Source organism: Flavobacterium lacus, from assembly GCF_003268815.1.
GTDB classification, from domain to species: Bacteria; Bacteroidota; Bacteroidia; order Flavobacteriales; family Flavobacteriaceae; genus Flavobacterium; species Flavobacterium lacus.
Window position 1 is genome coordinate 265,948 of the sequence record NZ_QLSV01000004.1, and the last position, 19,859, is coordinate 285,806.

At 32.0% G+C, this 19,859-nt stretch carries 20 protein-coding genes; 8 read left to right on the forward strand and 12 right to left on the reverse strand.

Annotation, left to right across the window (positions count from 1 at the left end; translation table 11 throughout):
- Positions 1 to 159 precede the first annotated feature (159 nt).
- The 7 genes from B0I10_RS05790 to B0I10_RS05820 form a co-directional block, all read right to left on the reverse strand.
- A complete protein-coding gene (locus tag B0I10_RS05790; protein ID WP_220086190.1) occupies positions 160 to 1,494 on the reverse strand; it encodes a DUF58 domain-containing protein in 1,335 nt (444 codons plus the stop codon).
- A gap of 11 nt (positions 1,495 to 1,505) precedes the next feature.
- Positions 1,506 to 2,513 carry an AAA family ATPase gene (locus tag B0I10_RS05795; RefSeq protein ID WP_112085544.1) on the reverse strand — a complete coding sequence of 336 codons (1,008 nt, stop codon included), beginning with the start codon at positions 2,511 to 2,513 and terminating at the stop codon, positions 1,506 to 1,508.
- A gap of 115 nt (positions 2,514 to 2,628) precedes the next feature.
- Positions 2,629 to 3,021, reverse strand: coding sequence for a GxxExxY protein (locus B0I10_RS05800; protein WP_112085545.1), 393 nt, complete (start codon positions 3,019 to 3,021; stop codon positions 2,629 to 2,631).
- Positions 3,022 to 3,151: 130 nt separating this feature from the next.
- Positions 3,152 to 4,354 carry a DUF4350 domain-containing protein gene (locus tag B0I10_RS05805; protein WP_112085546.1) on the reverse strand — a complete coding sequence of 401 codons (1,203 nt, stop codon included), beginning with the start codon at positions 4,352 to 4,354 and terminating at the stop codon, positions 3,152 to 3,154.
- Positions 4,354 to 5,112: a DUF4129 domain-containing protein gene (locus tag B0I10_RS05810; protein WP_112085547.1), complete on the reverse strand. Its 759-nt coding sequence runs from the start codon at positions 5,110 to 5,112 to the stop codon at positions 4,354 to 4,356. Before B0I10_RS05810 ends, B0I10_RS05805 begins: the two co-directional genes overlap by 1 nt.
- Positions 5,105 to 6,046, reverse strand: a complete 942-nt coding sequence (locus tag B0I10_RS05815; RefSeq protein ID WP_112085548.1) for a hypothetical protein — start codon at positions 6,044 to 6,046, stop codon at positions 5,105 to 5,107. Before B0I10_RS05815 ends, B0I10_RS05810 begins: the two co-directional genes overlap by 8 nt.
- Positions 6,047 to 6,050: 4 nt before the next feature.
- Positions 6,051 to 7,028, reverse strand: a complete 978-nt coding sequence (locus B0I10_RS05820) for a stage II sporulation protein M (RefSeq protein WP_112085549.1) — start codon at positions 7,026 to 7,028, stop codon at positions 6,051 to 6,053.
- 20 nt (positions 7,029 to 7,048) lie between these two features.
- Here B0I10_RS05820 and B0I10_RS05825 point away from each other — a divergent pair, with 20 nt between their 5' ends.
- Positions 7,049 to 7,792 (forward strand): RDD family protein, encoded by a 744-nt coding sequence (locus B0I10_RS05825; RefSeq protein WP_112085550.1) that lies wholly within the window; start codon positions 7,049 to 7,051, stop codon positions 7,790 to 7,792.
- Positions 7,793 to 7,794: 2 nt separating this feature from the next.
- Here the strand turns inward: B0I10_RS05825 and B0I10_RS05830 are convergent, their stop codons facing one another.
- Positions 7,795 to 8,370: a hypothetical protein gene (locus tag B0I10_RS05830; RefSeq protein ID WP_112085551.1), complete on the reverse strand. Its 576-nt coding sequence runs from the start codon at positions 8,368 to 8,370 to the stop codon at positions 7,795 to 7,797.
- 93 nt (positions 8,371 to 8,463) lie between these two features.
- Here B0I10_RS05830 and B0I10_RS05835 point away from each other — a divergent pair, with 93 nt between their 5' ends.
- The gene (locus B0I10_RS05835; RefSeq protein WP_112085552.1) at positions 8,464 to 9,066 is read left to right on the forward strand and encodes a trimeric intracellular cation channel family protein; all 603 of its coding nucleotides are present in this window, start codon (positions 8,464 to 8,466) and stop codon (positions 9,064 to 9,066) included.
- Here B0I10_RS05835 and B0I10_RS05840 read toward each other — a convergent pair.
- Positions 9,063 to 10,871: a gliding motility-associated C-terminal domain-containing protein gene (locus B0I10_RS05840; RefSeq protein WP_245942952.1), complete on the reverse strand. Its 1,809-nt coding sequence runs from the start codon at positions 10,869 to 10,871 to the stop codon at positions 9,063 to 9,065. The genes B0I10_RS05835 and B0I10_RS05840 overlap by 4 nt on opposite strands.
- 73 nt (positions 10,872 to 10,944) lie before the next feature.
- Here B0I10_RS05840 and B0I10_RS05845 point away from each other — a divergent pair, with 73 nt between their 5' ends.
- From B0I10_RS05845 to B0I10_RS05860, 4 genes are read left to right on the forward strand one after another with little or no spacing between them, the layout of a single operon-like run.
- Positions 10,945 to 11,922: a GNAT family N-acetyltransferase gene (locus B0I10_RS05845; protein ID WP_112085553.1), complete on the forward strand. Its 978-nt coding sequence runs from the start codon at positions 10,945 to 10,947 to the stop codon at positions 11,920 to 11,922.
- Entirely contained in the window at positions 11,919 to 13,007 is a 1,089-nt protein-coding gene (locus tag B0I10_RS05850) for a DegT/DnrJ/EryC1/StrS family aminotransferase (RefSeq protein ID WP_112085554.1), read from the forward strand. The genes B0I10_RS05845 and B0I10_RS05850 overlap by 4 nt, the downstream gene beginning before the upstream one ends.
- Positions 13,008 to 14,279: an O-antigen translocase gene (locus tag B0I10_RS05855; protein ID WP_245942953.1), complete on the forward strand. Its 1,272-nt coding sequence runs from the start codon at positions 13,008 to 13,010 to the stop codon at positions 14,277 to 14,279.
- Positions 14,279 to 15,301: an acyltransferase family protein gene (locus B0I10_RS05860; protein ID WP_112085555.1), complete on the forward strand. Its 1,023-nt coding sequence runs from the start codon at positions 14,279 to 14,281 to the stop codon at positions 15,299 to 15,301. Before B0I10_RS05855 ends, B0I10_RS05860 begins: the two co-directional genes overlap by 1 nt.
- Positions 15,302 to 15,307: 6 nt before the next feature.
- On the opposite strand, the gene B0I10_RS05865 is transcribed toward B0I10_RS05860, so the two are convergent.
- On the reverse strand, positions 15,308 to 16,441 hold the full coding sequence (locus tag B0I10_RS05865) for a glycosyltransferase (RefSeq protein WP_112085556.1): 1,134 nt from the start codon (positions 16,439 to 16,441) through the stop codon (positions 15,308 to 15,310).
- Between the two features lie 17 nt (positions 16,442 to 16,458).
- On the opposite strand from B0I10_RS05865, the gene B0I10_RS05870 reads away from it, so the two are divergent.
- Entirely contained in the window at positions 16,459 to 17,568 is a 1,110-nt protein-coding gene (locus B0I10_RS05870) for a glycosyltransferase (RefSeq protein ID WP_112085557.1), read from the forward strand.
- A 3-nt stretch (positions 17,569 to 17,571) separates the two neighbouring features.
- Complete coding sequence (locus B0I10_RS05875; RefSeq protein ID WP_112085558.1) at positions 17,572 to 17,964, forward strand: sugar 3,4-ketoisomerase; 393 nt, start codon at positions 17,572 to 17,574, stop codon at positions 17,962 to 17,964.
- Here the strand turns inward: B0I10_RS05875 and B0I10_RS05880 are convergent.
- Together B0I10_RS05880 and B0I10_RS05885 are read right to left on the reverse strand one after the other, a co-directional pair.
- A complete protein-coding gene (locus tag B0I10_RS05880) occupies positions 17,961 to 18,908 on the reverse strand; it encodes a glycosyltransferase family 2 protein (RefSeq protein WP_112085559.1) in 948 nt (315 codons plus the stop codon). The two genes, B0I10_RS05875 and B0I10_RS05880, sit on opposite strands and share 4 nt — an antisense overlap.
- Positions 18,908 to 19,771 (reverse strand): hypothetical protein, encoded by an 864-nt coding sequence (locus B0I10_RS05885; protein WP_112085560.1) that lies wholly within the window; start codon positions 19,769 to 19,771, stop codon positions 18,908 to 18,910. Before B0I10_RS05885 ends, B0I10_RS05880 begins: the two co-directional genes overlap by 1 nt.
- Positions 19,772 to 19,859 lie beyond the last annotated feature (88 nt).

The following is a 19,859-nucleotide window of genomic DNA, read 5'->3' on the forward strand; positions in this document are numbered from 1 at the left end:
GTGGAAATCTTTTTGTTTGCGAGCTTTGCTCGTGAACAAAAAATTGGAACGAAAAGCGGGAAAATGGATGGCTGGAAATGCCCGAGCCATTCGCTTCTGAAGGTTATCAGTTGTCTGTTGTCTGTTTACAGTTGACGGATAACAGACAACCGCCAACAGTTACAAAATCCCTCTCGCTTTGATCTCTAAATATTTATTAATTGTATCTAAAGTCAAGTTTTCCGGTTGGGTGAGGACGGAATAAATACCGTATTTTTTTAGTTCGTTGACGATTAGGCGTTTTTCGAACATGAATTTTTCGGCAATTACTTTATCATACACTTCCTGAACCGTTTCGGCTTTTTTGTGGATGAGATCGTTCAATTCTGTATTTTGAAAAAAGACAACCACGAGCAAATGATTTTTGGCAATACCTTTTAGATAGGGAAGTTGGCGATGCAAACCATCCAACGTTTCAAAATTGGTGTAAAGTAAAAGTAGGCTTCGCTGGTTGATGTTTTTCTTCACATCGGTGTATAATCGACTGAAATCGCTCTCAAAAAAGTCGGTTTTGATGTTGTATAAACATTCCATTATCAATTGCATTTGTGAGGAACGTTTTTCGGCAACCACTCTGTTCTCAACCTTTTTGGAGAAAGTAAACATACCCGCTTTGTCGTGTTTTTTCAGAATTACGTTTGACAAAACCAAGGTAGCGTTGATAGCGTAATCCAACAAACTCAAACCGTTAAAAGGCATTTTCATCACACGGCCTTTATCAATAATCATGTAAACCGATTGAGATTTTTCGTCTTGAAATTGGTTCACCATCAAACTATTTTTCTTAGCCGTAGCTTTCCAATTTAATGTTCGGATGTCATCGCCTTGAATGTATTCTTTGATTTGTTCAAACTCCATGGTATGACCAATTCGGCGGATTTTTTTCACACCATATTGAAACAAATTATTGGAAAAGGCCATCAAATCATATTTTCGCAACTGAATGTAGGATGGATAAGTAGGCACCATTTGGTCTTTATTGAAAGTAAACCGTCGTGAAATTATCCGCAAAGGCGAAGAAATATAGACATTCAAATTTCCAAAAACATATTCACCTCTTTCAACCGGACGCAGGAAATATTGAATATCATCTTGCGAAGAAGCTTTGATTTTTCGGTTAATATCAAAATTTCTCACTTGAAATTGAAACGGAATTTCGTCAATTATCTTTGAAAAAACAGCAAATGTATAATAATTTCGAATAGAAATGCTAATGGGGTTTTCATCGCCGTTTGACAATTTTTCGGGAGCAATTCGAGTAGCTTGAATTCCGATTTTAGCGGCAAAAAGAATAATTACATCTAATACAAAAAAGGATAATGTGATCAGCAAAAAATACCAAGCTACATTATAAAAAACCGGAAAAAAGAAACTCACAATAAATACCGCCACGATTCCACCGAGCAAGTAGAAAAAGAAATTGTTGATATAGAGTTGTTTAAAACCTTTTTTCAAAATCTATGATTTTATCTCGGAATCTCGATGGATTCGATGATTTGTTGAATGATTTCTTTGCTGGTAATGCCTTCCATTTCACGTTCCGGTGTAACAATTACGCGGTGCTGCAAAACGGGAATGGCTGCCTCTTTGATGTCTTCCGGAGTTACAAAATCACGACCGCGAAGAGCTGCAAATCCTTTAGAAGCATTCAAAATGGCAATCGATGCACGAGGAGAAGCTCCTAAATATAAAAAGCCGTTTTCTCTGGTGTTGACAACCAATTTGGCAATGTATTCCAATAAATTTGGTTCTACAATAATCTGTTTGACCAAAACTTGAAATTGTTGAATATCGGCAGCTGATAATAAGGTTTTGATATTACCCAATTTATTTTCACTTAACAACGCGTGCTCTTTTTGAAGAATATGGATTTCTTCCTCTAGTTTTGGATAATCGATGTTGATTTTAAACAAAAAACGGTCGAGTTGAGCTTCCGGTAAACGATACGTTCCTTCTTGCTCGATTGGATTTTGAGTGGCGATAACTAAAAACGGAGCGGTCATTGGATAAGTCGTTCCGTCGATGGTGATTTGACGTTCTTCCATGACTTCAAACAAAGCGGCTTGGGTTTTGGCAGGAGCACGGTTGATTTCGTCAATCAAAATTAAATTGGAAAAAATAGGTCCTTTTTTGAATTCAAATTCCGATTTTTTTAAGTCAAATACCGATGTTCCTAAAATGTCGGAAGGCATCAAATCGGGCGTAAACTGAATTCGGCTAAAGCCAATGCTTAATGTTTTGGCTAACAGTTTTGCTGTAATTGTTTTTGCCACACCGGGAACACCTTCCAAGAGCACATGTCCATTTGAAAGGATTGCAACCAACAATTGATCAATCATTTTGTGTTGACCAACAATCACTGTATTTAATTGTTCTTTAATGGCTTGAATGCTTTCCTGCAAGGGTTTGAGGTCGATGCGGGATTCAAAGTTGACGGTTCCTTCCGGTTGTGATGGGATTAGATTTTCTTCCATATTTTATACTTTTAATGGCACACGGATTTTTAAATGATTAAATAGATTTACGCTGATTATTTTTTTAAATTGCTAAAGCAAAAAAAGATTTCAGCGGATTTCATTTGGTTTAAAATTAGTGGTTTTTATTAATTTTTTTAAATTCGTTTGAATATATTTTTCTTTTTATTTCTGGTGTTTTTCCGAAATTAAGTAATAATGCTACTTCAATTTTAGTTGCTTTTAAATAGTTTATGACTTGAATTTCATGCTCTTTTATTAAGGTTTCACATGCTTTTAATTCAATAATTATTTCATCGTTTACAATTAAATCAGCAAAATATTCTCCAACAATTTCATCTTCATAAAAAACTGTAATCGGGTTTTGTCTTTTACAATTAAATCCTTTTGTCTTTAGTTCAATTGACAATGCATTTTCATATACTTTTTCTAAAAATCCAAATCCCAACGTATTGTAAACTTTATAAAATGAATTAATAATTTCTGCTGTTGTTTCTTTGTGTTGCATGGCGTTTATTTTTTATTGAAAACTTATTTTATTCTTATCGTAATCTGTTCAAATCCATTTCGACTAAGTCGACTTATTTATCAGTGAAAACCCACTTAATCTACTAAAACCCGTGTGCTATTAAAACGAATTATTTTACATCCAAAATCTTCTCCAAAACACCATTCAACTCAATCAATTCAGCTTCGGTGCTTTTAAATGTTTTTCGTTGTCGTTTGATGAGCAAAACTGCTTTTTCAATGAGTGTACTATCTTTTCCGGTTTTTTGATGTACTTTTTTTATAAAATCTTCGTCTAAATTTTGTGTATCAATTAGATAGTCTTGTCTCAATTTTTCAAGGAAATAGATAATTTTCTTTTCCATGATGGTGTCGTGATTTCCTTCTTGAAAATATAAATTCCCGATGGTTTTGGTAAAATCTACCGTTGTGTTTTCTAATGGTTTTATGATTGGAATAATCCGTTGTTTTCGTTTGGCATTGAAAATCATAAAGATAATCATTCCGATTAAAAACACATACCACGCCCATTTTAGTCCTTCATGACTCAAAATAAAACGCATGGGCGAGCTGGAAACAGCACTATTATAGGTTTTATTCGGGTACCAAAAAATAGTTCCTTTTGGCACATAAGACAATATTTTTTCGGCATATTGATGATTTCTGTCTTTTAATAAGTAATAATTAGTAAAAGCAAAAGGCTGCGTATGCAGATAAAAATGACCATTACCGTGTGGAATTTTGATAAAATTTACATACGTGGAATCGTTTGTCTTTTGATAACCCAGTACAGTAGTTTTTAAAGTGTCAAAAGAGGAAAAATGATAACCTGAAACGCCCATTTTCATTTGATATTCTTTGTCATCCAGTTTTTTGTTGGCTAAAGTGTTTACGATTCGATCTTTGAAATAGTGATTTAATGTTTCAAATTTTAATGAATCTTGGAGCTTTTTCGAAAAAGCACTCATACTCAAAAACGCATCATTTCCATGCGACACGAAGTATAGAATTTCATCGGTAGATGGTTCATCTATTTCATAATAATTATCAATCGCCAAAAATGTTCCTTTGATGGTGTAGGTGTTTACTAAGGTGTCAAAATCATAATGAGCATCAAAAAACTCATACGGCGTTACGCGAATTTCGGACACTGAATCGCCTTTAAAATACTTGTCTTTTTCCTCTTGAAAAATTTTTAAACCAAACGGAATTTTTGATTTTATATCAAAACTTGGTGACCAGTTGATGGGTCGCGGACGATTAGCATCTACATAAATTATCAATGCCATTACAACAACTAAAAAAATAATGTATATTTTAATGGTTCTACTCATCAGGTGGATTTGATAATTTTTTCAAAAGCGGCTTTTGCTTTTTCAAAGGTTTGTTCGTCTAATTCAAATTCGCCATACCAAATGTAGTTGTAGAGATAAGAAACATATTCAAAATTAGGTTTGAATGTTTGGTCTTTTATTTCGTATAAATAATCGGAATTGGTTTTTTCAATATCCCATTCAATGATGTTTTTATCCGCCATTTTTTTCAAAAGCCACAAGTAGTAATAGCGAATACTTAAACGTTGTTCGCCGGATTTAAGTGTTTCTTTGATGAGTTTTTCAAAATCAACCAAGTGAATGTTTTTCTCAATGTCTTCATAATGAATGACCTTTTTGTCGGATGATTTTCCGAAAATCCATTGTCCTTCGCCATTCATAATTGATTTTACAATCAAGTAAATTACAAAAACAATCAATATAACGGCAAGCGATTTGATCAAAATATCAACCACTTTACCAGAAACGGTGTCACTACTTAAATTAAATAGGTTTTTAAAGAAATCGGCCAGCCACTGTTTAAATCGTTCCCACCAATTGGATTCTTTGACGGCTTGTTCATAAATATAATCACTGTCTTGGTAGTTGTCTTTAAAATCACCTTCAAACGTTCTGGTTTCGATAGTTGACGAATCAATTTCGATGTCTTTCTCAGTGAAAATTATTTTTTCTTCAAAAACTTCATTATAGGGTAATGTATCTTGCGAAAAAGAGTTTAGCCAAGTTAGTAAAAAGAATATGTAAAAGATTTTATTCACTATCAGTTCCAATCAAATCGATATCGTTAATCGTATTTCTATTTTCATTTTGTTCACGTAAACTGTAGTAGATGATGCCGTTGTTTACCACCAATAAATTATTTAAAATGTAGCTAAAAAGTAGCGTTAAACACATAAAAAGAACCATCATAATCGAAACAAACGATAAAGTTTCCTCTTGAGAGTTTCCGTTATCAAGCGATGTAAACATACTTGCAATTCCGATTATATAAGGAACCAATGAAAAAATACTCACTACAATTTGTATGATAAAATACATTACAACGGTGGAACCAACGATGGGCCAAAAATTCTGTTTTAATTTTTCAAAACCTTTTCCTAAAGCATCAAAAACACCAATTTCGGAGTTCATATATTCATAAAAACTCAATTGAACGAGGGCTAAAATTGCCGGAATAAAAATGATAGCCAAAACAAATCCGATTAAAACAAACATCAATGCAATAATTAATCCCATGATAATTAATCCGGCGGTTATACTTAATAGAAAAATAACTAAAAAGAACACGACAATTTTACCAAATTTAGACTTTAATTCGGCTATAATTTCTTTGGTTTCAAAATCACTTCCTTTTTTTCTATCATATAAATTCATGTAGATTACAGGAAAGGCATAATTGATTAATGAAATAAACATAATCAATAGAAAAAATACTAAAAAAACACCTATAATTAATCCAATGTTATTGTTAAAATAATCTTCCAAAAAATTAGGAGCAGATGAACCAATGTTGGCAAAAATCATTTCAAAATATACTTTAAATACAAAATACGAAAGCACCATTAGCATGATTAAAAGTGTGCCATTGATAATGAAATAATTCTTAAAAAAATGTTTTCCGGTTACTTTAAAAAAGGTAAACGTGTCGCTTATATAATCGCTGAAATTTCTTTTCTTGAAAAGTTGAAACATAGTTTTATGGTTTTAATTGGATAGTTTTCATTTTTCGGTGAACGATAAAAGGGAAAATTAAAAAATAAAAGGAGATCATACTTAATGTACTCAAAATGATTACCACATTAAGCCAATTGGGCATTTCTAATGAATAACGTGTTATAAACCCTTCCAAAAATCCAGCAGCAATGGTAAAAGGCATTGTGCTCAAAAATATTTTTAATCCGTTTTTAAAACCAATTTTAAAAGAATTCAATCGTGAGTAGGTTTTTGGAAATAGGATGGAAGCACCCAAAATAAATCCGGCTGCCGTTTCAATAACAATGGCAAAAATTTCCATTGAACCATGAATCCAAATACCACGAACACTCTCCCAAAAAACACCTTCTTGGTAAAAAAAGTATTGAAAAGAACCCAACATAATGCAATTTTGAAGCATGATATAAAAAGTGCCGACACCACAAAAAATTCCCCAAATGAAACATTGAGCTCCCACATAAAGGTTATTCATGGTTATGGCGATAAATCCGCCCCAATTGCTTCCGCTCTTGTAAACAGCGACCGGATTTCCGTTTTTGATGTTTTCCAAAGTCATGTTTACATAATTGTCGCCAAGAATAAGTCGAACAAAATCAACATCATATCTAGCCGAAATCACACCGATTCCTGTACACAAGAAGAACAAAACAAATGCATAAACCAAGTATCTTCGGTATTCATACACAATCAAAGGCACTTCAGTTGAGAAAAAATAAACAATTCTATTTTGCTCTGTTCGCTTGGTTTTGTAAATCTTTTGATAAATTTGCGAAGCAAGGTGATTGAGATAGACAACCGTCTTACTTTTAGGGTAATAGGTTTGTGCATATGATAAATCGTTGACCAAATGGATATATAAACTAGCCATTTCATCTGGATTTTTCTTAGCTTTACCAAAAATAGCTTGCTCAAATTCGAGCCATTTTGCTTTATTTTGCTTTATGAATGCAACTTCTCTCATGGTTTGCTAAAATATAAAATATGTCAGAATTATCTATTACGACAACACAAAATGTTACTATAAATTTTTCAGCGGCTTCTGTTGGCCACAGAATGTTGGGCTACTTGCTTGATTTAATGGTTAAAGCAGCTTATTCTGTTCTGATATGGGGTATCTTTTTTTACTACCTTGGAATAAATCAACGGATGCTTGGTTTAGACAATTGGTCTTATTATGCCATTATTATTGTGGTATATTCTCCGGTTATATTTTATTCACTGATTTTTGAAAGCATTTTGGAAGGACAAACCATTGGCAAACGACTGTTGCAAATGAAAGTGGTTAAAATTGATGGTTATCAAGCGTCATTTGGTGATTATTTAATTCGATGGCTGTTTAGAATCATTGATGTGAATATGAGTAGCGGTGTAATCGGATTAATTGCCATGATAACCAGCGCAAAAACGCAACGATTGGGTGATATGACTGCCGGAACTGCGGTGATTAGTTTGAAAAACGACATCAATATTAATCACACGATTTTAGAAGAAATTGATATGGCTTTTGTGCCTACTTATCCTTTGGTTATAAAGCTCAGCGATAACGATGCTAGGATTATTAAGGAAACTTTTAATGTTGCGGTTGTCAAAAGAGATTATGCTACGCTAATTAAACTTCGCAACAAAATAGAGGAAGTGACCGGCGTTAAAAATATTTCCGGCAACGACACCGATTTTATTAGAACTGTTTTGAAAGACTATAGTTTTTATACACAGAATATGTAATTTTATTTTATTGTCCAAAAATTCAAAATCGTTTTTCTGATGGAATAAAATATTCCTGCAAACAATAAAAAAAGAATGATTTTTAAAATTAGATTTATCCAAAAATAATCAGGTAAAAAATCTAAATCCGAATACATTGTCCATGAACTTGGCAAATAATCTCTGTGTAATGAGGTTGTAATGATCACTATTTTTTCAAATGAAAATATAAAAAAGAAGCTGAAAAGTATTCGGGAAAACCATTTTTTTTGAATTTTTTCGAGTCTTAAAAGTTGAGTCATTCCAATCCAAAATAAGGGTTGTAACCAAAATCCGATCCAATACTTTCCGAACATTCTGTTAAGTAAATAAGTTCTACTTTCTTCATTTACTAAAGAAATAAAAACAGCTATTGTCCAAACTACAAAATAGATAATTCCTAAAAAGATAATCAGTTTACAAACTTCATTGTCAGTTTTGTACAGAATTTTCTTTTTTATAAAAATGGATAATATCAAGTATAAAATTGAATAAATTCCGAACGAGATAAAAAAATAATTTGAAATGATAAAAAGTAAATCATTTAAATTTTGAATCATCTTTAGATTGCTGAAATTATTTAATAAGCTTCAACAAACATATAAAAATAAAAAGAACTTCTAACTTTGCAGCCAATCTAATGAATTATTAAAATGTTTCATCTTCTCGACGTTATCGGTACCATGGCTTTTGCAATTTCCGGAGTTTTGACTGCTTTGAATAAAAAACTTGATCCCTTTGGGGTCTTTATCATTGCGTTTGTCACAGCAGTTGGCGGCGGAACATTGCGTGACGTACTTATCGGAAGAACTCCCGTGGGCTGGATGCAAGATTTGACCTATGTGTACATGATTTCACTCGGATTTTTCACCGCTCTTATTTTTAGAAAAAAATTGGACCGCCTTCGAAAATCACTTTTTTTATTTGATACAATTGGATTAGGTGTTTTTACATTAATCGGTTTAGAAAAAGGAATTGAAATTGGCTTACACCCAATCATTTGTATCGCTTTGGGAACCATGACAGCTTGTTTTGGCGGTGTTATTCGCGATATTTTGTGTAATGAAATTCCAATTATTTTTAGAAGAGAAATTTATGCTACAATTTGTATTATTGGTGGAATAGTGTTCTTCGCTTTAAAATATTTTAATTTGAATAACGATGTACTGTATTTAGTCACTTCGTCAGTTATTATCACCATTCGTTTAATGGCAGTAAAATTCAAATGGTATTTGCCAACAGTTGGGAAAGTTTAACGGGTAATGTAGAGAAAGCCTTGCAATGGTTTCGGATAATCGGGATCGTTTAAAAACAATAAATAAAAGTAGGTTCCATCTGCCGAAATATCGCCGTTCCATTTTACATCTTCCGTCACTTCGCCACGCCAATCTTCCGTATTTTGGTTGCCTTTCCAAATTAGATATCCCCAACGGTTGTAAATTTCAATTTGAAAGTTGAGGAAAATGTCGCGTAACCCATCAATAAAGAAATAATCGTTAAAACCGTCTTCATTTGCTGAAATGAAATTATAAACAGTGGGCGGGCAGTTGTTCGTGAGTAATTCTAATGATGTTATACTAAAACAAAATTCATTTTCAATCCTGATAAAAACATTCGTTCCATTAGTAGTTTGATAATTATTTACATCGATAATCTCATTAAGATTCATTTCTGCATCTGAAAGCGTTGGGTGAAAACTGATGGTATGTGAAAAATCAATTAAAACAACATTTTCAATAATTGTTAGATCGAAAGTTCCTATGCCAAAACCTTCATTGCATACAGAAATTGGTTCTAAGACATTAAACTCAGGCGAAAAAATAAGAGAAATCTCCACACTATTGGAATTATTATTCTCAATGATTTCATTCACAATTCCGGTTCCATTTCCAATATCGTCCACAGAAATGGTTAATTCAAAAAGCGACGGGATTTCACTCGGAATTTGAAGTGTGATTGAATTAGATTCACTCTCATTTACTTCAATCACACCAACAGTTGCGGTTGTTCCGATTAAAATACCGTTTGCATAAATCGCAATTGGCGTGTTGGCAGGAAGTGGATTGGTAGATTCCAAATTGAAAACGGTGTAATCAACTGTAATTTCTCTTGAATCACACGTTAGTAAATAATCATCAATCACAATAGTTGCATCGGGAACTTGACTGTTTAATTTGGTTACCACGGCATTAATCATCACAAAATCTTGACCGGATGTCAAAGCAATCTCAGCTGTTTGATTTCCGGGCTGTATGAAATTTTGGATTTCATAAATATCCAAATCCATATTATACAAATCGTTACTTCCAGTGATGGAATTTGTTCCGTTAAACGCATTATTGGCAGGATTTAACGGCGGATTACTCAGTATATTTCCATTGATTCGCAACGTTTCATTCACAGCCAAATTAGAATCACCTTCCCAAGCAATAAAACCAATATTGGCCCCCACATTATCAATTACGTTTAAACTGCTCAAAGAAAAGTTTAAAAATAAATTTCCACCGCCAATATAATCTAATCCATCATAAATATTTAATTGATTAATGGGTAAGTTATCATTTTGGTAGACTATAATTATTGCCCATCCGGCAAAGTTAGTGGCATTGGGGCAATAGGTTGGAATGATGGCTGAAAGATCCAATTCGGAAAGTGTGTAAGTTCCATTTCCGGTATTTAAAACTTGTTCGGTTATATCTTTAAATGCACTAAAAAAAACCAAACCGGAGGATAACTGAGTGATATTAAATGTGCGATCCGGAACAATATCAATGTCGTTCAGTTTGACATTAAAATCGCCTGGTCCTGAGCCAGCCCAATATAGGTAAGCTTTTTCTAAAGTATCGTCGGGTTGCAGAGCTAAAGTTGCAGAGGAAGTGGTGTTAATAATACAGGGAGAATTGCCAAGTCCTCTGTTCTCCTCCGTGTTCATCGTGTTTCCTATAAACGTATAATCAAATCGACCATTGAACTGCTGATGCAAAGTTACTTGTTGCCCAAAAACGGGGAATAAAAAAAAATGTAGCGACCATAACAGAAAATAGTTGTATTTTCGTTTCATATTGAATTTCAACTTGATTTGGGATTTAAAGATACTATTTTTATTGTTTAGGTTAAAAAATTAATAAAAGTTCGTGCAAAATTATACCATAAGAAAATATATTTCAGCCGATTACCTCGCATGGAATGATTTTATCAATCAAGCCAAAAACGCCACTTTTTTGTTTCATCGTGATTTTATGGAATACCATCAAAATCGATTTGAAGATTATTCATTGATTGTTGAAGACCACAAAGGCTGGGTTGCCGTTTTACCCGCCAATAGGGCAGGTGATGAGGTTTTTTCGCATCAGGGCTTAACTTATGGTGGATTGATTTATAAAGAAGGATTGAAATTAGAAAAAGTTATTTTTATTTTTAAATCACTTATAAACGAACTTTATAAAACGAACGTTAGCAGGCTAATTTTGAAAGAAATACCAATGATTTACTGTGATTTTTTATCAGATGAAGTGAAATATATTTTATTCTTAACAGAGGCAAAATTAATCAGAAGAGACACACTTGCTGTGATAGATCTATCTACTGAAATATTTTTTGCAAAAGATAGAAAAGAAGGTGTAAAAAGAGGAAAGAAAAACAAATTGATTGTTAAAGAAGAAAATGATTTTTCAGCTTTTTGGAATGCTATTTTAATTCCTAACTTAAAGAATAAATACAATGCTTCACCGGTTCATACAGTTGAAGAAATAGCGTTTTTGAAGAGTAAATTTCCTTCAAATATTAGACAATTTAACATTTATAAAGAAAATGAATTAATTGGAGGAACAACTATTTTTGAAAGTAAAAATGTAGCTCATTCTCAATACATTTCGGCCAATTCTTCAAAAAATGATCTTGGTACATTGGATTTTCTTCATCATTTTTTGATTACAGATGTTTTTAAGGATAAAAGATATTTCGATTTTGGTATTTCAAATGAAGAACAAGGGAAAAAATTAAACGGTGGACTTTCCTATTGGAAAGAAAGTTTTGGTGCTCATATTTTGACGCAAGATTTTTATGAAGTTCAAACAAAAAATTATACCAAATTGGAGCAAGTAATTCTATGATAAAATTTTTCGATTTAAAAAAAGTTAATCAACGTTATGAAGCTGCTTTTCAAGAAAAGTTGGAGCAGTTCATGCAACGCGGTTGGTATATTTTGGGAGATGAAGTAAAATTGTTTGAAGAAAATTTTGCAAACTATTGTCAGTCAAAACATTGTATTGGAGTAGGGAACGGTTTAGATGCGTTGATTTTAATTTTTAAGGCTTATATCGAATTAGGAAAACTGCAAAAGGGAGACGAAGTGATTGTTCCTGCAAATACCTACATTGCCAGTATTTTATCCATTTTACATGCTGATTTAGTTCCGGTTTTAGTTGAACCAAAATTGGAAACCTACAATCTAAATCCGGATTTAATTACTGAAAAAATCACCCCAAAAACCAAAGCCATTTTAGTGGTTCATTTATACGGACAGTTGGCGGAAATGGATAAAATTGAGGCGATTGCTAAGCAACATAATTTTTTAATCATCGAAGATGCTGCTCAGTCGCACGGAACCCATCGCCCATCACCAATTACCCATCACCCCGCGGCCTACAGCTTTTATCCCTCTAAAAATTTAGGTTGTCTAGGCGACGGCGGAGGAATTGTTACCAATGATGGTGATTTAAATAGAATCATCCGAGCCATGCGAAATTATGGTTCAGAAAAAAAATATGTCAATGATTTTATCGGAATTAATTCGCGTTTGGATGAATTGCAAGCTGCTTTTTTAAACGTAAAATTGGCCGATTTAGATAAGGATAATCAAAAGCGAAGACAAATAGCGAATCGATATTTAGCTGAAATTAAAAATAATAAAATTGTTTTACCACATTATGACGGTTCAACAAATCATGTTTTTCATTTATTTGTCATTCGGACAGAAAATAGAAATGAATTGCAGGAATATTTAAAAGAAAACGGTATCGAAACCATGATTCATTACCCAATTCCGCCGCATCAGCAAAATGCGTTGGCAGCATTTAATTCGTTATCTTTTCCAATGACAGAAAAAATGCATCGGGAAGTATTGAGTTTACCGATGAGTCCGGTATTGCCGGAGGAGGAAGTAAGTTATGTTATTCAAGTAATAAATCGATATTAATTGAAATTTTTTAAAGATATAGTCGGTGCTGCTTGGTTCAAAATATCTTCATTGAACAGTTTTGCTATTCTTTTACGAATCGGGTTCGGACTAGTCATTTCAAAAATTTTAGCAATCTATGTTGGTCCGGCGGGAATGGCTTTAGTTGGGAATTTGCGTAATTTTCAAACTTCTTTAGAAAGCTTTGCGACACTTGGTTTTCAAAACGGAATAATTAAATATACTGCACAATTTAAAGAAGATAACGAGCAATTTAAGAAGTTAATTTCTACAGTTACCATTACCATTTTGACATTTATGGTGCTTTTTGGAATTGGATTGTTTGTTTTTAAAGAGGCAATTACTTCCTATTTATTCAGTTCTGAAAACGAATTTGAAATAATCATCAAAGCCACTATTTTTAGTTTACCATTTTATGGATTTTCACTTTTTTTCACTTCGTTAATCAACGGATTAGAAAAATATAAAAAAGTAGTTTACATCTCTATCATTGGAAACATAATCGGTTTTGTGTTCTCTTTGTTTTTAGTACTCAATTATAACATTTTAGGAGCATTACTAGCGATGGTTTTGGCCCCAACAGCCAACTTTTTTGTCGCGTTTTTTTTTGTATGTAAGGAAATTAAGTTGTTTCAATTTATAACACTAAAATCTTTTGATAAGTCGATTTTAAAGAATTTAAGTTCTTATTCGGCAATGGCACTTTTTTCGGCTTTAACAGGACCGTTCATTTATATTTTTTTAAGAAATCATCTCATTGACACGGCAGGAATTGACACGGCAGGATATTGGGAATCCATGAGTAGAATTTCAAGTTATTATATGCTTTTTGTTTCTTCGTTAATGAGTATGTATTTTTTACCGCAATTAGCAATTTCAAACGGAGAAGAAACGAAGTCTGTATTTCATAACTATTTCAAAACTATAGTTCCTGTTTTTTTAATTGGAATTATTGCTATCTATTTTTTTAGAAATATCATAATTTCAATTTTATTTACAGCCGAGTTTCAACCGGTTTCAAAATTGTTTTTTTGGCAATTGATGGGTGATTTTTTTAAAGTATGCTCGTGGATTTTAGCCTTACACTTTTTAGCAAAAAAACAAACTTTAGCTTATTTTGTCACAGAAATTTTTTCCTATTTCACCTTAATTTCAGTAGGTTATTTTGCGATAAATTATTTTGATGCTGAAGGAGCAGTTATGGCTCATGCTATAACATATTTTTGTTATTTTTTGGTACTTTTAACTTACTTTAGAAAACAATTGTTTTAATGAAGAATTCATTGTCGTCTTTACGTTTTTTCTTTTCCTTTTTTGTATTTATTGGACATTTGGGGCTAACAAAAGTTTCCGTAGGTCATGCTTTTTTTATTATTTTGAGTGGGTTTATTTTAACGTATGTTTACGAAAACAGATTACTTTCAAATACAATTTCTGAAAAAGAGTTTTTTCTAAAACGTTTAATTAGAATCTATCCGCTACACTTAATTACACTGTTTGTTTCATTTTTTTTTGTCATAAGCGAAATCCATGACAAGTTTTGGTTTTTTATATCAAAATTATTTTTCAATGTCTTTTTATTACAAGCATTTATTCCCATAAAAGAAGTTTATTTTAGTTTTAATGGTGTTTCATGGAATGTTTCCGTGTTGCTGTTTTGTTATTTATTATTCCCTTTTTTTATCCCTTTTTTTTCTAAAATTAGCTTAAAAAAATTTACTTTTTTAATCATCTCTGCACTAATTTTGATTTTTTTAATCATGTTATTTGTTCCAGAGAAATGGCATCATGCAGTGTTTTATATTTCACCGATTTTTAGAATAGTTGATTTTATTTTCGGAATATTTTTATTCAAATTAAGTCAAGCAATCCGAAGCAGAGAGTATAATTATAATTTATTTGAGATTGCATCGCTACTGCTATTTTTTACTTTTTTTGTTACAGCTAATTTATTTTCGGAAAGTCTTTTACCATTTGCCTATTCCATCTATTTTTGGATTCCATTAGGCGTTTTGATACTCATATTTAATGACGAAAAAGGAATTATTTCAAATAAAATGTTCAAAAGACCACTATTTATTTTTCTTGGAACGTTGAGTTATCCTTTTTATATGTGGCACCAATTGTTCATTCGTTTTTTTGAACGTTTTGATTTTGGTCTGAGTAATGTAGGTAGATTAATTTTTTTATTTACAATTTGTATGGTTTTAACTATAACCACAAGTTATTTATATAATTTATTTGAAAAAAAATATTTAGATAAATTCTTAAAAAAAGTGTTGTTAAATCGTTAGAAAAAATCATTCCCAAACCGATACATACTTTTTAGCAATTCTGACATAATCATGCTCCTTTTCAATAAAAGCTCTCGCATTTTTTCCAATGTTGACAATTTCGTGTGGATTTTCAATTAAAAAAGACATCTCTTTTACCAATTCATCCACATTTGGCAAAGCATTGATAGCAACACGTTCAGTTAATTGATAAAAATCTGTAAACTCTTGCTCGGCTCCTGTAAAAACCACTTTTCCTTTTGCCATGGCTTCTAGAGCATTGTAACCTTGGTCGTAGGCATAAACCTGATCTAAAAGAATGTGTGCCTTACTGTATGATGAAATATAGTCTTGGTAAGGAATGTTTTCTGTGATGATAATTTCTACTTTCTCATCATATTTTTCTTTAATTATCTGTAATGCTTCTTCAAAAAAATAGATTCCTTTTTTAAAATAATTGTGTCGGTTTATACCAAGGAAAATAATAATTCTATGTTTTATTTCTGTCGAAATATAATCGATTTTGACCGTATTAATTGGGTTTGGAATTAATCCTAAAAATTTTTCATTTCCTTGTAAAGGAATTGCATAATCAAAGTCAGAAGCAATCACACCTTTTATACGCTGAAAAAGAAAATGATGTAATTTTAGATGGCTTTTTGAAATATATCTCAAAATATAAGGATATTCTTTACTCACAGTTGGGTTTTCCAAAAAGGGTGTCAAAATAGAATAGTTGAATTTCTTATCCAACATGTATTGTACACAAATCGCATCTGCCCCAGAGGATAATAAAAAGAGTTTTTTGTTTTGAGCTATAATTTTTTTAAGTAGAAAAATTTCAAAAGAAACAATTGTGTTGACGGAAGCTTCATTAATTAATTGAACGATATCAAAATGTTTTAGTTTGGGCAACAAAAAGTAAAACCGAATTCCCCGTTCAAAAGCAGCAATGTCAAATTTTAAAAATTTGTGAAAAGCTCTTCTAGGATAGTGTAAAAGTTTTGATTTACTCCATTTTGCATCAAACGATAAATCGTTCGGATAATTTTTAAAATCATCACCATCGCTTACTAAAGTCACCTCATGACCTAATTCCAAAAGTCCTTCTTTTAAAGAATTATGCAAACGACTGTATTCGCCTATCAATAAGATTCGCATGAAACAAGTATATTTGTATGAATTTAAATCAAAAACGATTGCAAGATAAGAAAATAAAAATTGGATTGATCGGAACCTGTTTGGCTCATGGAGGAGCAAACAAAATGCAAGCTCTTTATTCCATTGCTTTTGAAAAAGCTGGTTATGAAGTACATCATATTTTAGTGAATTCGGAAATTGATTTTGATTATCGCGGAAAAGTTTTTGATTTAAGTAAGCATAAAAAAGGCATTTTTAACCGTCTTAAAAGGTTTTATTTACTTCGAAAATTTATTAAATTCGAAAACTTCGATTTTTTAATTGACTTTAGAAGCAGAACTAAGCCAATGATGGAATTGCTTTTAGTAAAATTAGTTTTCAAATGCCACTATATTCCAACCGTTCATAGTTTTGAATTGGATTATTATTTTCCAAAAAATAAATTGATTAGCCAATTCATTTATCAAAACGTGTTTAAAATTGTTTCGGTTTCCAAAGCTATTGAAGAGAAAATAGCTGCTAAATATGGTTTTACGAATTTGAAAACGGTCTATAATCCCATCGACAGTGCGACTATTTTAGAAAAAGCAAAAGAGCCAATTTCTATTGATTACCCTTATTTTTTAGCAGTGGGTCGGATGGATGAAGACAATATTAAACAATTTGATCAATTGATTAAAACCTATTCGCAATCGAATTTATCCTCATCGGAATTTCATTTGGTTTTATTAGGCGATGGTGTGTTGAAAAATGATTTTGAAATGTTAGCGGCTCAATATCATTTGCAACACAAAATTCACTTTTATGGTTTTCAACAAAATCCTTATCCGTTTATGAAAAAAGCTCATTTTTTGGTATTATCCAGCAAAAATGAAGGTTTTCCAACCGTTTTAAACGAAGCTTTAGCTTGTGGAACACCAGTTGTTTCATTTGATTGCGAATCAGGTCCAAACGAGATTATTGACCATGAAGTGAATGGATTGTTGGTCGAAAATCAAAATTTTGAAGCCCTGAAAAATGCGATGGAGCGAATGATTTCAGATAAAGAATTGTATTCAAACTGTAAAAAAAATGCTCAAAATAAAAAAGATTTGCATTCCTTTGAAAAAACAATAGAACATTGGAAAACGTTTTTAAAAGTAGAATAAATAATGAATAGTAAATTAATTAAAATTCCTAAAATTGAAGATACGCGTGGTAATCTTTCGGTTATTGAAAACGATTTAATTCCTTTTGAAATCAAACGCGTTTACTATTTATATGATGTACCGGCAGGAGCAGAGCGAGGTGGACATGCACATAAAGAACAAAAAGAATTTCTTGTTGCCCTCAGCGGAAGTTTTGATGTGATTTTAAATGACGGTCAATCAGAAAAGGTAATTGCCTTAAACAAACCCTATGAAGGGTTATTAATCAATGAAGGCATTTGGCGAGAACTTAAAAACTTTTCATCCGGTTCTGTTTGTCTAGTTTTGGCTTCTGAGGTTTTTGAAGAAGACGATTATATCAGAGATTTTGAAGAATTTTTAACTTCAAAAAATTAGCGATAAGCATTGGTTTGAACATTAAAATGTTCCAATTTCTTTTTAAAATAGTATAAAATTTGTAAAAGAAAAGTAGGCAAATTAAACAATAATTTCGTTTTCCAATGTAAATTTTCCTTTGAGATCGCTTTTTTATAAAAGTGAAATGATTGTAAATTCCCAGCCAATTTGTGTTTCAAAGCAAATTCTGAACGATATAAATCCAAGTATTTTTTTAGGGAAGAATTTGTTTTTTCTTCATTTGAAAACTTATCTAATTTAGAAAATCGTCGTTCAAGCGTTTTGCTCAACGAAATTCGATTTTCTGTCGCCATGTGATAATTGGCAGAAACTTCATTTTCAAAAGCAACAGGATAGTTCAACGCTATTCGAATCCACATATCAGTATCCTCGCCTGCTCCTAAGGTGATGTTTTCATCAAAATAACCAAGTGATTGAAAAACATCTTTTCTTACCGCCACGGCACTCGTCCATGCCAAACGGAACTGCATACTTGCTTTAAAAAAATCGGGAACAATTCCACTCCATTTTTCAGTTGGAAAGGCATCAAAAACTGGCTGAATTATTTTTTTATCTGAATAATAAAATTGATAATTGGTGGCTAATAATCCGGCTTCAGGAAAATTTTTATGTAATTGATGCAATGATGCCAGATGAGTTGGAAACCAATAATCATCCGCATCCAAAAAAGCAATTAGCTTTCCTTTTGATTCGCTTATTCCTAAATTTCTTGCTTGTGAAACACCTTTGTTTTCGGTCGAAATCAATCGTAAACGTGCATCTGAAAAAGCATTTACTTTTTCTTCACTTTTATCAGTAGAACCATCATTAATCACAATCACTTCATAATTGGTAAACGACTGATTAAAAACACTTTTTAAGGTGTTTTCAATCGCATTTTCTTTGTTGTAAAGCGGTATAATTATGGAAAAAAATGGAAGCATCAATACGAAATAAAGGATAAATGTTTAATTTTTTCAAATTCATGAAACTTTGAGGTTGCAAACGGATGTTGTAACGTTTGTAAAGCATCAATTTCCGGAAATTCATCTTCGCCAATTCCATTTTTCATAAAAAACAAATTATGACCATATTGATTCGAACCGATTAAACGATAGCCTTTTTCATGAGCCAATTTTTGCAAAGCAACATTGGAAGCTCCGCTGTAAAAGTTTGATTTTATATTGTTGTTGTAGTCATTCAAATAAGGAACAACTAGATTTTTATCTCCAAAGGCAACCTGGCTTTCAATGATAACTACTTTGGGTTGAATGACTTCAATGGATTTCCAAATCCAAAAATCATTGCCATCAATATCGATAGAAAGTAGCTCGATTTCGCCTTCAATTCCATTATTTTTAATTATTGTATTGATATTTTCTTCCGTAATAAACGAACACAAAAATTGCTGCGGATGATTCCATGGATTGGGGTATTTTGAGTAGAATTTTTTTCCGATTTCTATCATTGTTTCATCACCATCGACAAATAAGCCTAGCCAGCCAAAATGAATTGCTAAATTGGCACAGTTGCTATTTACACAATCATTTGAACCTAAATCGACAAAGGTTTTAGAGCCCATTCCGATTATCGAAAAAATGTAAAGCAACAATCCATCTTCTTCAAATTGGGAGAAATTTTTAAAACCGGTTTCGTTGAATTTTGGTAATTTATTTTGCTCTTTTTTAGTTTGATAGTGATGGTACAATTGCACTTGCCCGAGTTGAACAGCTGGAGCAAGTTTATTCCCAACTTTTAGAATATAAAAATGCTTTTTGATAAAATTCTTTATTGCCGAGGCGAACATGATGTATTATTTCTTCAAAAATACTTTATTTTCTCATAAAACAGTCAAAAAGTGCTATTTTTGAATTTGAAAATGACAAATCGTTCGT